General features: G+C 67.9%; 15 protein-coding genes. 11 read left to right on the top strand and 4 right to left on the bottom strand.

All coding sequences use genetic code 11. From position 1 onward, the window contains the following. Nucleotides 1–69: 69 nt before the first annotated feature. From E0H73_RS32640 to mscL, 4 genes are all read left to right on the top strand, one after another. On the top strand, nt 70–534 hold the full coding sequence (locus E0H73_RS32640; RefSeq protein ID WP_165555909.1) for a DUF1203 domain-containing protein: 465 nt from the start codon (nt 70–72) through the stop codon (nt 532–534). Between the two features lie 77 nt (nt 535–611). Further along, nucleotides 612–977, top strand: a complete 366-nt coding sequence (locus E0H73_RS48265) for an FmdB family zinc ribbon protein (protein WP_131362851.1) — start codon at nt 612–614, stop codon at nt 975–977. A 58-nt stretch (nt 978–1,035) separates the two neighbouring features. Next, nucleotides 1,036–1,653, top strand: a complete 618-nt coding sequence (locus E0H73_RS32630) for a CpaB family protein (RefSeq protein WP_238164417.1) — start codon at nt 1,036–1,038, stop codon at nt 1,651–1,653. A 118-nt stretch (nt 1,654–1,771) separates the two neighbouring features. Further along, a complete protein-coding gene (mscL, locus tag E0H73_RS32625) occupies nt 1,772–2,161 on the top strand; it encodes a large conductance mechanosensitive channel protein MscL (RefSeq protein ID WP_131362849.1) in 390 nt (129 codons plus the stop codon). A gap of 103 nt (nt 2,162–2,264) precedes the next feature. Here mscL and E0H73_RS32620 read toward each other — a convergent pair whose 3' ends face one another. The 3 genes from E0H73_RS32620 to E0H73_RS46110 are packed head-to-tail and all read right to left on the bottom strand — an operon-like array spanning nt 2,265 to nt 3,527. Further along, nucleotides 2,265–2,744, bottom strand: coding sequence for a GNAT family N-acetyltransferase (locus tag E0H73_RS32620; protein ID WP_131362848.1), 480 nt, complete (start codon nt 2,742–2,744; stop codon nt 2,265–2,267). Nucleotides 2,745–2,754: 10 nt separating this feature from the next. Next, nucleotides 2,755–3,390, bottom strand: a complete 636-nt coding sequence (locus E0H73_RS32615) for an alpha/beta hydrolase (RefSeq protein ID WP_131362846.1) — start codon at nt 3,388–3,390, stop codon at nt 2,755–2,757. Further along, nucleotides 3,387–3,527: a hypothetical protein gene (locus tag E0H73_RS46110; protein WP_165554438.1), complete on the bottom strand. Its 141-nt coding sequence runs from the start codon at nt 3,525–3,527 to the stop codon at nt 3,387–3,389. The genes E0H73_RS32615 and E0H73_RS46110 overlap by 4 nt, the downstream gene beginning before the upstream one ends. A 223-nt stretch (nt 3,528–3,750) precedes the next feature. Between E0H73_RS46110 and E0H73_RS32610 the strand changes: the two genes are divergently transcribed. The 5 genes from E0H73_RS32610 to E0H73_RS32590 all read left to right on the top strand — a co-directional run bounded on the left by E0H73_RS32610 (nt 3,751) and on the right by E0H73_RS32590 (nt 8,426). Beyond that, nucleotides 3,751–4,356 (top strand): hypothetical protein, encoded by a 606-nt coding sequence (locus E0H73_RS32610; protein ID WP_238164416.1) that lies wholly within the window; start codon nt 3,751–3,753, stop codon nt 4,354–4,356. Between the two features lie 153 nt (nt 4,357–4,509). Next, nucleotides 4,510–5,826 carry an alpha/beta fold hydrolase gene (locus E0H73_RS32605; RefSeq protein WP_131362842.1) on the top strand — a complete coding sequence of 439 codons (1,317 nt, stop codon included), beginning with the start codon at nt 4,510–4,512 and terminating at the stop codon, nt 5,824–5,826. Nucleotides 5,827–5,944: 118 nt separating this feature from the next. After that, nucleotides 5,945–6,439 (top strand): SigE family RNA polymerase sigma factor, encoded by a 495-nt coding sequence (locus tag E0H73_RS32600; RefSeq protein ID WP_131362840.1) that lies wholly within the window; start codon nt 5,945–5,947, stop codon nt 6,437–6,439. After that, nucleotides 6,436–7,041, top strand: a complete 606-nt coding sequence (locus E0H73_RS32595; protein ID WP_131362838.1) for an META domain-containing protein — start codon at nt 6,436–6,438, stop codon at nt 7,039–7,041. Before E0H73_RS32600 ends, E0H73_RS32595 begins: the two co-directional genes overlap by 4 nt. A 221-nt stretch (nt 7,042–7,262) precedes the next feature. Beyond that, nucleotides 7,263–8,426: a S1 family peptidase gene (locus tag E0H73_RS32590; protein ID WP_238164415.1), complete on the top strand. Its 1,164-nt coding sequence runs from the start codon at nt 7,263–7,265 to the stop codon at nt 8,424–8,426. Here the strand turns inward: E0H73_RS32590 and E0H73_RS32585 are convergent. Next, nucleotides 8,400–9,287, bottom strand: coding sequence for a hypothetical protein (locus E0H73_RS32585; protein ID WP_131362836.1), 888 nt, complete (start codon nt 9,285–9,287; stop codon nt 8,400–8,402). The two genes, E0H73_RS32590 and E0H73_RS32585, sit on opposite strands and share 27 nt — an antisense overlap. Here E0H73_RS32585 and lysX point away from each other — a divergent pair. Next, a complete protein-coding gene (lysX, locus tag E0H73_RS32580; RefSeq protein ID WP_337590333.1) occupies nt 9,233–12,826 on the top strand; it encodes a bifunctional lysylphosphatidylglycerol synthetase/lysine--tRNA ligase LysX in 3,594 nt (1,197 codons plus the stop codon). The two genes, E0H73_RS32585 and lysX, sit on opposite strands and share 55 nt — an antisense overlap. A gap of 14 nt (nt 12,827–12,840) precedes the next feature. Then, a complete protein-coding gene (locus E0H73_RS32575) occupies nt 12,841–14,283 on the top strand; it encodes a basic amino acid/polyamine antiporter (RefSeq protein WP_238164414.1) in 1,443 nt (480 codons plus the stop codon). The last annotated feature ends 5 nt before the right edge of the window (nt 14,284–14,288 follow it).

The raw sequence follows: 14,288 nt of genomic DNA, 5'->3' as shown, positions 1-14,288 counted from the left end.
GTAGAGAATGCCGCCGTCCACCCCAAATGGGGTCCCTCACAACTTTGCGTTGCTCTGCGTTCCATCGGCATGAACACAGAGTTGGAATACGTCGCCGTCCCGGCCGCCGACCTGGACCGGATCCGCTGCAACGACCACGACGACTTCGGCAATCCGATCATTCCGCTGACCTCCGGCGGCGGTGAACCGCTGCGGTGCTGCCTGACGATCGCTCCGGCCGGCGACCGGATCGCGCTGGTCTCGCACCGGCCGATGACGGCCGGCGGACCGTACGCCGAGGTCGGACCGGTCTTCGTCCACCTGTCCGACTGTGGGGGTCCCGCGTCCGACGGCTACCCGGCCGACTTCCGGGACCGGCGGTCGGTACTGCGCCCGTACGACGCCTCGGGGCAGATGCTCGACGGGGTGCTGGCCGCGGCGGGGACCGCTGAGGTCGAGCTCAAACAGCTGTTCGCCGACCCGGCGGTGGACACCGTCCAGGTGCGGAACGTGATCGCCGGCTGCTGGAACTTCACGGTCCGCCGACAGGCCTGAGTTGGAATACTTCGGGCCGCTGGCGCATTATTAGCAGTCGAGTAGTAGGAGTGCCAGCGGCCTGAAGGGAACCGAACGTGCCGACGTATCAGTACCAGTGCACCGACTGTGGTGAGGCGCTCGAGGTGCGACAGAGCTTCACGGACGACGCGCTGACCGTTTGCCCGGCGTGCCAGGGCACGCTGCGGAAGGTCTTCAACGCCGTCGGTGTCGTCTTCAAGGGTTCCGGCTTCTACCGCAACGACAGCCGCTCGTCCGGCAAGAGCAGCGTCCCGGCCGCCAAGTCCGAGTCCTCGACGTCCTCTTCGTCGTCCTCGTCTTCGTCCTCCTCGTCGGAGTCGAGCTCTTCGTCGTCGGGTGGCTCCTCGGGCAGCTCGTCGTCGGGTGGTTCGTCGTCCAACGGTTCGTCGTCCTCGTCCTCGACGAGCACCAGCGCTGCCTGACCTGCTGCCTGTGGACAACTGAAGGGCGGCCGCCGGCGAAACTCGTACCTTCTCCGGCATGAAACTCCCTTCGCTCCTTCGTGACCTGTTGCGCGCCGCTCGGTGGCATCGCCGGCTTCTCGCCGGCGCGGCTGCCGCGGCTGCTGTGTATTTCGGCCTTGTCGCCCTGTCCCCTCCACCACCGCCGACCGTCGCCGTGCTGGCCGCAGCGCGCGACCTGACCGGCGGAGCCGTGCCGTCCGACGGCGATCTCCGAACACTCGACCTGCCCATCGGCGCGGTGCCCGATGGTGCGCTCAAACCCGGCACGGATCTGACCGCGCGCGTTCTGAGCGGACCGGTCAGATCCGGTGAGCCGTTGACCGACGCGCGCTTCCTCGGCCCTGTTTCGGTGCCACCGGGATCACTGGCCTACCCGTTCCGCATCGACGACGCCGACATCACCGCACTCCTCCGCGTCGGCGATCACCTGAACCTGTACGCCGCGACGAGCAGCGCAGCCGAGTCGGCGGATCTGCTTGCTCGAGCCGTGCGAGTGGTCGCGCTACCGAACCCGCGTACGACGTCCTCCGGCGCTCTGATCGTCGTCGCCACCACACCGGACGTTGCGACCAGACTGGCCCAGGCCACAACCAATTCGCGCATCACGGTCGCGCTGACACCCGACACGAGCTGATCACCAGTCGAACATGTGCCGACACGATGCGTGGTCGCCCCGGCGCGCTCCCTCGCCCTCGCGGCTGTGCGGTCCTACCTTGTCTCGGGTACATCACCTGCTTCGTGGAGGCACCCACATGCTCAAGGGCTTCAAGGAATTCATCATGCGCGGGAACGTCGTCGACCTCGCGGTCGCCGTCGTCATCGGCGCAGCGTTCGGCGCGGTCATCAAGGCGGTCGTCGAGGGCCTGATCAATCCGTTGATCGCCGCGATCTTCGGCAAGCCGGACATCAGCGGTGTCTGGGCTTTCACCATCAACGACGCGGAGTTCTCGATCGGCCTGATCCTGCAGGCGGCGCTCAACTTCCTGTTCGTGGCCGCGGCCGTGTACTTCGTCATCGTGATGCCGCTGAACAAGCTCGCCGAGCGGCGGGCCCGCGGTGAGGAGCCGGAGCCGGACCCGCTGACCACCGACCAGGAGCTGCTGACCGAGATCCGCGACCTGCTGCGTTCCCGTTCGCTCTGATCTCTGCGGGAGCGGGTAGGCGCACAAACCTCAGCCCCTGAGCTCGCCAGGCGCCTACCTTCTCCCCGGGTCGTCAGTCCCCGGTGCCGTCAGTCCCGCGTCGTCAGTCCCCGGCGTACCGCATCCAGCGGTAGGCCACCGGCTGTTCCGCGTTCCACTCGTCCATCAAGCCCGCCGGCACGTCCACGAACCCCGACCGCTGGTAGGTCGCGATCGCGACTGCGTTCTCCGGCCGCACCCGCAGAAACACCTCGGAGAACCCGGCTTTGCCGGCCGGCTCGAGCAACGCCCGCACCAACTCCAGACCGAACCCCCGACCGCGGACCTCCGGGTCCACGATGATCCGCGCCAGCTCGACCTCGTCCTCCTCCTCGTCGAGCCAGACCTCCCCGTAGCCGACCGGTCGATCTCCGTCGAAGAGCAGGTACGACTCGATGTCCGGGTCGGCCTTGCGCCAACTCGACGTCAACTCCGCCGGGAACGGGTACTCGGCCCGCCCGGACAGTAACCCCACTTCGCTCGCATCCACAGCCCAGCTCGCGACCAGACCGTCGTACCCGCTGGTGAACCCCCGAAGCTCCACGCCCGTCCCCTCAGTTCACGAACTCCACGATCGTTCGCACCAGTTGGTCCAGGTACGGCGGGAAGGTGGGCAGCGGCGGTTCCGCGCTACCGGCCAGCTCACGACTCCCCTGGATCAACCGCAGCAATGCGTCGACCGTCTTGCGCTGATGCGAGGGATTCTCCGGCACTGACGGAAGCACCGCCACCGGGATTCGCGCGAGCCCGGTGAGTTCGGCGTCGGTCACACCGCGCAGAGTCTCGCCGGCCAGCAATCCGTCCACGACCTCAGGAGGGCAGCCGACCTCGATCAGCCCCGCCCGTGTGCGCGCATCCACGACCGCATCCCCACCGGTCGCCGGCCAGGCCAGCAGCAACCGGTCGACGAGATGCGGATGTTCGATCGCGAGCCGCGCGGCGACCGCACATCCGTTGGATGCGCCAACGACCGTCAGTCTGCTGTCCCCCGGCGGCAATCGGAGGTTCTGGAGATGTTCACCCAGCGCTGTGACCTCGGCGTCCCATCCACTCGGCCGCTTCAAACGGTCCGGCGCCAGCACGGTCACCCCGTGCGACGCCAGTCCGTCGATGACCCCCGTCGTACCCCAGAAGGCTTTCGCGTCCATGGCGTCCCACAGGCCGCCGTGGATCAGCAGGACGGTGTTCATTCGTGGTGGGGCGGGACCTCGCGGAGGATGCGCTCGTCGTCGTCGCTGCCGAAGTCGTTGTCGCCCCAGGTGCGCGGATCGTCGTCACGGGTCTGGTCCGGCAGCAGCGGCTCGTCGTCTTCGTACGGGCTCGTCATGCCCCCAAGATTACCGGGCCTGTGCACACCGGGCCCCTTGGTATTCCGGGGCAGTCCCCAACCCGGGACGGGCGACCAGCGCGTGCACGTTACAGGTCTGCCTCGGTTGCCGAACGATCCGGCGGCGTGACCGGAACGACGCGCCGCCGTGATGTTCCGGCACGCATGACGTGGCCCCGGTCGACCATCATGGGTGACCTTGCCAACCCGGAAGGACCGAGTCGTGAGTGCATTACGGACACGGGGCCTGATCGGTGCGACGCTCGTCGTGGCTGTCCTCGGCATCACCGCCGCCTGCGGTGACGAGAGCTCCACGTCCCCGCCCGCCGCCCAGCCCAGCGATACGCCGACCACCCCCGGCAGCCCAACCCCGTCGCCCACCTCCAGCGGCACACCCAGCACCGACTGCCCCGACATGATCGCAGCCGTCCGCGCGGCCGCCGACAAGGTCGTGTGGGGCAAGGGCGCGGCGACGTCACTGTTCCAGCCGGTCAGCGTGACGATCTGCCAGTACGACGCGAAGGCGTCCGGGCAGGCCTACGCGACCGGCACCACCAAGCGCACCGCCAAGCAGGCGACAGAACTGTTCGCCTTGGTGAACGCGCCGAAGCCCGTGGCCAAGAAGCCGACCTTCTGCACGAAGGAGCTCGGCCCGACCTACGTCCTGCGGTTCACCGACAACGACCGTGGCGTCCTGTCCTACACCGCGGAGGCCTTCGGCTGCCGTCGCCTGGTGGCGACCTCTCTGGAGGGCCAGGGCAAGCCGGGCGTGCTGCCGGCTCCACGCCAAGTGACACCCGAGCTGATCAAGTCGCTCGGCCTGCGCTGACCCTGCGCCGGACGTGCACCCCGAAGCCGTCCGGACCGGGGTCAACCCGCGCCTGCCTTGCGGGTCCCTCCCTGGGGTCGACCCGCAAGGCAGGCAGCGGCGGCTTGTCAGCGCTCTCCCGAACCTGCACGCTGTTCGTTCCGGGAGGGGTGCATGCGACTGCTACGACTGCTGTGCGCGCTGCTCCTCGTGTGCACAGCCTGCTCGTCGGAAACCCCTTCCTGCGCAGGGGTTTCCGGCTTCACGTGTACGACGCTCCGCGTACCGCTGGACCATCAACGGCCGGACGGTCCGTCGCTCGACTTGGCCGTAGCGGCCGCGGACAACGTGGACGCGCCGCGTGGCGTGCTCCTGATGCTCACCGGCGGCCCCGGCCAACCGGGCGTCCCGCTCCTGGCTCGCGTCCGCGCGTACCTCGCTCCTGAGGTGCTACGCGAGTACAGGCTGGTCATGTTCGACCAACGCGGCACGGGTACGCCAGGCATCAATTGCCCTGCTCTGCAAAGAGCTGTGGGCGGCTCGGACTTCCTGACAGCACCCGCTGAGGCTGTGGACGAGTGCGCACAACGGATCGGCCCTGGACTCGGGTACTACGGCACCCCGGACACCGTCGAGGACATCGAGATCCTCCGGCAGCACCTCGAGGTCGATCGCCTCACGCTGGACGGTACGTCGTACGGGAGCTTCACGGCGGCGCAGTACGGACTGAAGTACCCGGACCGTGTGCGGTCGCTCGTGCTGGACTCCATCGTCCCGCACAAGGGCTTCGACCCACTCGCCGTCGACCTGATGGCAACAACCGGCACGGTCCTGAAGGCCGCGTGCCGCCAAGATCCTGCCTGTACGACGGATCCCGTCACCGACCTGGCCTGGTTGGTGCAGCACGGTGTGAGTGGCACCGACCTGATGGAGAGCTTGTCCGTCTCCAGCCTCAACACCGTCAACCCTTCGTTGAAAGGCATCCCGGCGATCCTGCACGCCGCCCGCAACGGCGACGATTCCGGCTTGAAGGACTTCCTCCAGCAGGCGACCAGCAGTGGCCTCTCGTACGACACTCTGTCCGCCGGACTGCACATGGCCACACTCTGCTCGGACCTGCGCTTCCCGTGGACCGGCCAGTCGACGCGCAGCCAGTCCGCCCGCAGCCAAGCACTCGAGACAGCTCTACGCCGTCTGGATCCGAAGCAGCTGTATCCGTACGACCTGCGCACCGTATGCGAACAGCAGATGATCCAGGGCTGCCTGCGCTGGCCGGCAGCGAGGACTTCCACGTACCCGAAGGCGCAACAACTGACCCCACGCACGCTGATCCTCCAAGGCAGCAACGACTTGTTCTGTCCGGTCGAGTGGGCTCGCTGGGAGCAGGCGAACGCGCGCTCGGCCCAGCTGGTCGTCGTACCGGGTAGTGGGCACGGTGTGCAACGCGATCCGCGCGGGCAGGACGAGGCCCGCAAGTTCTTGCTGGGCTAGGCGGTCTAGTCCAGCAGCCGCGGTGAGATCCAACTGTGTGTGAATGGTTGCAGCACCCTGAGCCACTCGATGCGTCTAATAGGTGTGAGGTGTTGTACGCCCGGCCAGGGAGCGGCGAGTGGAGTTCGAGGAGTACGTGTCCGCCCGCGGACAGGAACTGGTGCGGCTCGGTTTCACCGTTTCCGGCGACTACCAGCGAGCGGAGGATCTGGCGCAGATCGCGCTGATGCAGGCGTTCCGGGCCTGGCGGAAGGTCCGGACGGCGGACGATCCGCACAACTACGTCCGGCGGATCCTGATCAACGCGTACCTGTCGATGACGCGGCGGCGCTCGTTCGCCGAGGCGCCGACGGCGGAGATCGACGCCGAACGCACAGTGCCCGACCCCGCCACCGACATCGTGAACTCCGACGACCTCTGGCGCTCGCTGGCCAGGTTGTCGGCCCGGGAGAGGGTCGTGCTGGTCCTGCGCTACTACCAGGACCTGGACGACCACACGATCGCCGACCTGCTCGGCATCAAACCGTCCTCCGTCCGCGCGACCGCCAGCCGGGCGCTGGCCACGCTGCGACGGACCAGGCAGTCCCACCGTGTTGATGAGAGGTTGTCGTGAGCAACACCGATCTCGAGGATGACCTGCGGGCAACCCTCGACCGTGCCGCGGCCTCGGTGCCGCCGGTCACCGACCTGACCGAGCGCGCGACCACCGGCGCCCGGCAGGCCCAGCGCCGGACCTGGATCGCCTCCGGAGCCGCCGCCGTCGCGGTGGCCGCGATCGCCGTCGTCGGCTTCAACCTGGCCGGCCGGGACGCGCCTTCGCAGTCGCCGGTCGCGGCCGGCACGGCCTCGGCGACGCCGAGCGCGAAGGTCCAGTCGCAACTCTCGGCCCAGAGCGTGGCCGGGACCTGGCGACCGGTCGAGATGGACGGACTCAAGACGCTGAAGGCGGCGCGACCCGAGGATCCGGTGCTCGTGCTCGTGCCGGACGGGACCTGGACCGGGTCCGACGGCTGCAACGGACTCCAGGGGACGTACACGATCGGTCAGCGCGGCGAGTTCACCGCCACGGTCGGTCCGCAGCGCATGGTCGGCTGCGAGAACGTGCCGCACACCGGCGTACTGAAGGCGGCCAAGCGGGTCGCCCTGGACGCCGACACGCTCCGGTTCTTCGCCCCCGACGGGCGTCAACTTGCGAGTTACGCTCGCACACGGTAGTCGAATTTGCTTGCGGACGGTGATCGGCTATTGACTGAACGGAGTCCCGGACCGGACGATTTACCGAGGCCGTCCACCGATTGGGGAGCTCTGTGCGACTCACAGCAACCGTCCCGCTGCTCGCGCTTGGCTCCGTTTCATTCCTCGCAGTCGGTCTCACCGCTACAGCCACGCCTGATGCGGCGACGGCAGCGGTAGCCTGCTCGCACGCTCAGCCGAGCGTGAGTTCGGTCGAGTCCAAGCGCTTGGCACAGCCGACATCCTCGACCGACGCCCGCCCGCTCGGCGAGGCGCTCGGCGACGGCATCTCGGTCGCCGTGCAGTCCCTGGAGCCCCTGGACGCCACTGGCCGGCCCAAGTCGGGCCTGCCGTACGGGCTCAGCGCCGGCGTCATCGGCGTGGTCGGCTCCGCCACGACCGGCTACAAGGTCGTGGTCGACAGCTCCGTGCTGGACTCGAAGAAGTACCAGGCCGCGATCGCCCGCAGCGTCCCCACGGCCGGCAAGCAGATGGTCGGCCTCGAGCGCAGCTGCCGCTCGGTCCGCGCGATCTCCGACGCCTGGAACGCGGTCGGCGCCCGCTCGTGGTCCTCCGACGCGAGCCGTACGACGTTCGCCGCCGATCTGGACCCGGTTACCGAGGACATCGTCGTCGAGTACGACCAGGCCAGCACCTCGCCCGCGTCACTCGACGATTTGCGCGGACTGAACGGCGTACAAGCCGTCGCCAGCTCGCTGGAGCGGACGACTCGGCTGAGTGACACGCCGAAGGGCGGCCACTGGGGCGGTGCCCGGATCACCTCGGCCCTGAAGAACTGCTCGGCCGGATTCTCCGTCGTACGACGCTCCAACGGGCAACGCGGCTCGGTCACCGCCGGCCACTGCGGCGGGGTCGGCACAGTGTGGAAGTCGGGCAGCAACTACTACGGCACCACATCCGTGCGGACGAACTACCCCGACTACGATCAGTCCCTGCTCACCGGCAGCACGTACGGACCGAAGATCTGGACCGACGGCCCCGGCGACCCGGTCGACACCCGTACCGTCACCGGCGGCGCCGACCCGGGTGTCGGCACGGCCGTGTGTCAGTCCGGCAGCTTCAGTACGTCGCTGTGCGGCCTCAGAGTCCTCTCGAAGTCAGCGAAGTACTGCGACACCGACGGCTGTACGACGTACGTCATCCGCGCCACCCGAGGCGGCCAGATCGCGATCATCGGCGGCGATTCCGGCGGCCCCGTCTACACCGCGCCCGGCCGCACCACCGCGACCATCCGCGGCATCACCTTCGCCGGCTCCGGCTGCGCCTCGTCCCGCTGCACCACCCTGTACGCCGAGCGCTACGCCTCGATCGCCGGACACCTAGGCGTCCGCGCCCTCACCGGCTAGCCGCCGGGGCTCGTGCTGGGCCAAGTCACCGTTCCTCGACAGGCCGACAGCGCCGCCCACGGCGAGGACGAACCCCAGTGTCGCGACCCACCCCCAGCCGGGCCTGGGCATGTCGCCCAGCATGAGCAGCCCGACCAGAGCAGGTGCGACCGTCTCACCGACCACCAGCGGCGCCGTCGCCTGTGTCACGCTGCCGCGTTGCAGGGCCGTCGAATACGTGAGGAGCGCGATCCCGCCGGCCAGGACCAGCGCATAGATCGACGGATCGGTGAACAACGTGCCGAGATCGCTGACGAACGTGTCGAGATGGAGCGAGCCGGGCAGGATCCGGGCGGCCACCGCAACCGCCCCGAAGGCGAGGCCGGCCAGCGCGCCGAGGGCGGCTGCACCCGGGGCGCCCTTGATCTGGGCCAGCGGCACCGCCAGTACTCCGAGAACGACGGCCGCAACCAGCACACCCCAGCGTTCCGCCTCACTGACCGAGACCGAGCGGTCCTCTGCTGCGGACAGGCCGACCAGCACCAGTCCGGTGAGTACAACCAGCAGGGCGATCCAGTCGGACCGGGTCAGCGGCATGTGCAGGAAGATCGCGCCGAGAACGGCGGTGACCGCCAGGAAGCTCGCCACGATCGACTGCACGACGAACAGCGGCAGCGATCTCAGCGCTGCGATGGACAGCAGGAACGCGAAGGCGTCGAGCGCGGTTCCCAGCAGGTACGGCCAGGAGCGGAACAGCCGGAGCGCCAGCCGCGGGTCGAGGCCCTCCACGGTCTCGGTACGGCGTGCGGCGACTGCCTGCAGTACCGATGCCACCCCGTAGCAAACGGCTGCTGCAAAGGCTCCCAGCAGACCGGCAATCATGTGCCGAGGCTACGCCGGAATTCCGCGGGTCAATACGTTTGACTAAAAGCACCGTCACCAAACGTGCCCGGGCGAGTCGTTCACGTAGGTATACGTCACCAACGGTCTCGTGTACCGTCGTGATCGGGGAAGCGATGTGCGCTGTCGCATTGCTGCGTTGCACAGGGGTGGGCATGAGCACAACGGTGGATACTGCTGCGCTGCCAGCAGAATCGCGTGCCCGGACTCGCTCGGTTGGTGTTCTCAAACCGCTCGACGATCGCTGGCCGGACCGTTTCGCGGCCGCCATGTTCGTATTCGCCGCGCTGGCCGCAATTGTCGCGCTCGTACCGCCGTGGCGGAATTACTTCGCGGGGGCCGAGGACATCGTTTCGATGCTCACGATTCCCATTGTGCCGAGCCTAGTTTACGCCGCATTACTCACAGCTATGGGTGTCGCGCTGCGACGCAGGCTGCTCGCCGCGTGGTGGCTGCTGGTGCTGTGGTGGCTGGTCCTCCCGGAGCTCGCGAGGATCGCCTCCCTGATCGACGGCGGCTCGCTGATCCAGCTCGCCGGCTTCGTGCTGATCGCCGGAGTGCTCGTCATCGCGTGGCGAGCCCGGCCCCAGTTCGCGGCCAGGCGGGTGCCGGGCAGCCTGCTGCTGGCGATCGTCTCGTTCCTGGTCGGTGGCGCGGTGGTGCTGATCGGCGGCGCCGCTCTGGTGCACCGGTTCGGCAACGCGAGCGACTTCGCGAGCGCTGCACAGTTCGTCTTCTCCGAGATGCTGACCGACGTCGGCTGGGCGGATCCCGACGATGCGGTGACCGCACCGTTCTGGGTGCACGGGGTGATCGGGATCTCGGGCGCCTGCGTCGTACTGATCTCGGCGCAACTGCTGTTTCGGGCGCCCAAGCAGACCCGGACGCTGGACGTCGCCGACGAGGCCAGGATCCGCACTCTGCTGCGAGACTTCGGCGACACCGATTCCCTCGGGTACTTCGCGACCCGCCGGGACAAGTCGGTCATCTGGGACACCGGCAGTCCGGCGACTGCTCGGGCGGGTGTGTCCTACCGCTCGATCGGATCGGTCAGCCTCGGCAGCGGTAATCCGGTGGGCGATCCCGAGCACTGGCCGGCGGCCATCGCGCAGTGGCGCGAGAACGCGAGGTCGAACGGCTTGTCGCTGGCGGTGATGGGCGCGGGTGAGGAGGGTGCGGCCGCGTACGCGGAGGCCGGGCTGTCGGCGTACGAGATCGGCGACGAGGCGGTCCTCGACCTGCGGACGTTCTCGCTGAACGGGCCGGGCATGAAGGCGGTCCGGCAGTCGGTGTCCCGTTTGCAGCGTCGCGGCTACACCACGAGAGTCATGCGACATTCCGCTCTGACCGCCGACGAGTTCGCGGCCCTCAGTGTGGCGGCCGGCTCATGGCGCGGCGACGGCGGGGACGAGCGGGGGTTCTCGATGGCGCTCGGCCGTCTGGAGGACTCACTCGACGGTGACTGCGTTCTGGTGCGTGCGGATGACGCGGACGGGAACCTGCGCGGATTCCTCAGCTTCGTCCCATGGGGCCGGACCGGCCTCTCCCTCGACCTGATGCGTCGCGACCCGACCGCCGACAACGGCCTCGTCGAGCTGATGGTCGCGGGGCTCGCCGAGCAGGGCGCCGCGCTCGGTATCGGCCGGCTGTCGCTCAACTTCGCGATGTTCCGGGAGGCGTTCGAGCGAGGCGAGGAGCTCGGTGCCGGACCGGTTGCCCGGCTGTGGCGTCAGGCGCTCCTGCTGGCGAGCCGCAACTGGCAGCTGGAGTCGCTGTACCGCTCCAACGCGAAGTACCTCCCCGTCTGGCAGCCACGGTTCATGTGCTTCGAGTACACCTCGGATCTGCCACGGGTGGGGACGGCCGCGGGCAGTGCGGAAGGGTTCCTCACTCGTCCCAGCCTCACGATGCTGCGCGGCAAGTCCGGGCAGAACGGCGAGGCCGCTCTGGACACCGCCGATGCCGACCACGCCGCCGCAGTCGCCGCTCTGATCCCCGCGCCGCCGGATCCGCTGGCCGAGGCGATGTCTCTGCAGAAACTGCCCGAACAGGTGCGGGTACGCCGGGAGAAGCTCGAGCGGATCCGGGCCAGTGGCATCGATCCCTACCCGGTGACGTACCCGCGGACGCACACGATGGCGGAGGTCGAGGCCGAAGCGGGAGAGCTTCCGCCGGGGACATCGACGGGTACCCGCGTATCGGTGGCGGGGCGAGTCATCCTCAAACGCGACCACGGACGGCTGGGTTTCGCCAAGCTGCGCGACGGAAGCGGTGACCTGCAACTCATGGTCGACCTGGCCGCCGTCGGCCAGGAGACCTTCGACTTCTGGCGTCACGAGATCGACCTCGGTGATCATGTGGGCGCCACCGGCGAGGTGATCACGACCTTGCGCGGCGAGCTCTCGGTCCGGGCCGAGTCCCTGCGACTGACGAGCAAGGCGATCCGCCCGCTGCCGGACAAGTTCAAGGGACTGACCGATCCGGACGCCCGGATCCGGGCTCGCTATGTCGACCTGATCGTTCGCCCGGCCGCGCGCGACATCGCATACACGCGGGCGACCGTCGTACGGAGTGTGCGTGAATCCCTGCATGCGCGCGGGTTCACGGAGGTGGAGACGCCTGTCCTGCAGTCGATCCACGGCGGCGCGAACGCACGTCCGTTCGAGACCCACATCAATGCCTACGACCTCGATCTGTATTTGCGGATCGCCACCGAACTGCACCTGAAACGACTGCTGGTCGGTGGAATGGAGAAGGTCTTCGAGGTGGGCCGGCAGTTCCGCAACGAGGGCGTGGATTTCAAGCACAATCCGGAGTTCACCTCGCTCGAGGTCTACGAGACGTACGGCGACTACAACACGATGCGGATCCTGACCCAGGAGCTCATCCAGGAGGCGGCGACCGCCGTGTACGGTTCGCCGCTCGCACGCCGTACCGATGCCGATGGGAAGACGGTCGAGTACGACCTGTCCGGGGACTGGCCGGTCAAGAGCATCTGTGAAGCGGTGTCGGAAGCACTCGGTGAGGAAGTCACCGCGGACACACCGATCGAGAAGCTGCGCGGACACGCGGACAAGCTCGGACTCGAGTACGCCGGCGACACCACGTGGGGACCCCTGCTCGAAGAGATCTACGAAGAACTGTGTGAAAGCACGACGACGACACCTGTGTTCTACAAGGACTTCCCGAAGGAGAACGCGCCACTGACCCGGCCGCACAGGTCGGACCCGCGGCTGGCGGAGAAGTGGGATCTGGTGATCTTCGCGGCTGAGCAAGGTACGGCGTACTCCGAACTGGTCGATCCGGTGGACCAGCGTGCACGGCTCGTCGCCCAGTCCCTGCTGGCCGCCGCCGGCGATCCGGAAGCGATGCAGGTCGACGAGGACTTCCTCGAGGCGCTGGAGTACGGCATGCCGCCGACCGGTGGGATGGGGATGGGCATCGACCGTCTCGTGATGAACCTGACCGGGCTCTCGATCCGCGACACCATCCTGTTCCCGCTCGTCCGGCCGAGCGGCTAGGGCGTGAGGCCGTTGTGACCACCCGCCACACAAGCGCAGTCCAGAAGGTCTCGGTCCTCACCCTGACCGGCATGGTCGTCGGCTCGATGGTCGGTGGTGGGGTCTTCACGCTCCCCGGCGAATTCGGCGAGGCGACCGGCGTACTGGGCGCCGTGATCGCGTGGATCATCGCCGGTACGGGCATGCTCATGCTGGGCCTCGTCTTCCAGTCGCTCGCCGTACGCCGGCCCGACCTGGACAGCGGCGTGTACGTCTACGCGAAGACCGGGTTCGGTGCGTATGCCGGGTTCAACGCGGCCTTCGGCTACTGGGCCAGCAATGTGGCGGGCAACGTCTTCTTCATGGTCTTCACGATGACCACGCTCGGCACCTTCTTCCCGGGCCTCGGGCAAGGAAACACCTTCCTCGCCGTCGTGCTGGCGTCGGCGCTCGTCTGGTTGTTCCATTTCCTGATCGCGCGCGGCGTACGGCAGGCGACCGTCGTCAACCGGATCGTCACGATCGCGAAGCTTCTGCCGATCCTCACGTTCATCGTGATCGTTGCCGTCGCCTTCGAAGCCGGGACGTTCGCGGACAACTTCTGGGGCGGTGACGAGCGGTCGGTCGGCGCGGTGTTCGACCAGGTCAAACAGACGATGCTGGTCACCACGTTCGTCTTCCTCGGGATCGAGGGGGCGAGCGTGTACTCACGGTTCGCCCGCCGTCGCCAGGATGTCGGGCGGGCCACGATCCTCGGTTTCGTCAGTGTGCTGGCCGTTTTCGCGTCGGTCACGCTGGTCTCGTACGGCGTACTCCCGCAAGCCGATCTGGCCAAGGCCAAGCAGCCGTCGATGGGCGGCGTGCTCGAGTCCGTCGCCGGATCGTGGGGATCGGACTTCATCAGCATCGGCGTAATCATCTCCGTCCAGGGCGCGTACCTGGCGTGGACGTTGATCAACGCGGAGGTTCTGTACATGCCGGCGCGCGGCGGGGTGATGCCGAAGTTCCTGACCCGTGACAACGTGCACGCGACCCCGATCACCGCGCTGCTCACGACGACCCTCGCCGTTCAGTTGGTGCTCATCCTGGTCTTGTTCGTCAACGATGCGCTGGACTTCATGCTGAAGCTCGACACCGCGTTGTCGTTGGTGCCGTACCTGCTGGCGGCGGCGTACGCGCTCAAGCTGACCATCACCAGGGAGACCTACACAGCGGCCGACGAGCCGGAGCGGCGCAAGCAACGGGTGATCGCAGCCGTCGCGGTCCTCTACTCGATCTTCATGCTGTACGCCGCGGGCCCGAAGTACTTGCTCCTGGCATCCATCGTGTACGCGCCAGGGACGTTGTTGTACCTCCTGGCCCGCCGCGAAGAAGGCCTGCGGGCGTTCAACCGGGCCGAGGCCGTGGCGTGCGTGGTGCTGATCGTCGCGGCGGTGGTCGGCGTCGTACTGCTCGCGACTGGCTCCAGCGATGTATGACGGGT

It is taken from the genome of Kribbella pittospori, assembly GCF_004331465.1.
Taxonomy (GTDB): domain Bacteria; phylum Actinomycetota; class Actinomycetes; order Propionibacteriales; family Kribbellaceae; genus Kribbella; species Kribbella pittospori.
This window is presented reverse-complemented; position numbering and strand designations above follow the sequence as displayed.

Excerpts from the sequence above, each read along its gene's own strand:
- E0H73_RS32640 (WP_165555909.1), top strand. The coding sequence starts at position 70 with ATGAACACAGAGTTGGAATACGTCGCCGTCCCGGCCGCCGACCTGGAC.
- E0H73_RS32630 (WP_238164417.1), top strand. The coding sequence starts at position 1,036 with ATGAAACTCCCTTCGCTCCTTCGTGACCTGTTGCGCGCCGCTCGGTGG.
- mscL (WP_131362849.1), top strand. The coding sequence starts at position 1,772 with ATGCTCAAGGGCTTCAAGGAATTCATCATGCGCGGGAACGTCGTCGAC.
- E0H73_RS32615 (WP_131362846.1), bottom strand. The coding sequence starts at position 3,390 with ATGAACACCGTCCTGCTGATCCACGGCGGCCTGTGGGACGCCATGGAC.
- E0H73_RS46110 (WP_165554438.1), bottom strand. The coding sequence starts at position 3,527 with ATGACGAGCCCGTACGAAGACGACGAGCCGCTGCTGCCGGACCAGACC.
- E0H73_RS32605 (WP_131362842.1), top strand. The coding sequence starts at position 4,510 with ATGCGACTGCTACGACTGCTGTGCGCGCTGCTCCTCGTGTGCACAGCC.
- lysX (WP_337590333.1), top strand. The coding sequence starts at position 9,233 with ATGCCACCCCGTAGCAAACGGCTGCTGCAAAGGCTCCCAGCAGACCGG.
- E0H73_RS32585 (WP_131362836.1), bottom strand. The coding sequence starts at position 9,287 with ATGATTGCCGGTCTGCTGGGAGCCTTTGCAGCAGCCGTTTGCTACGGG.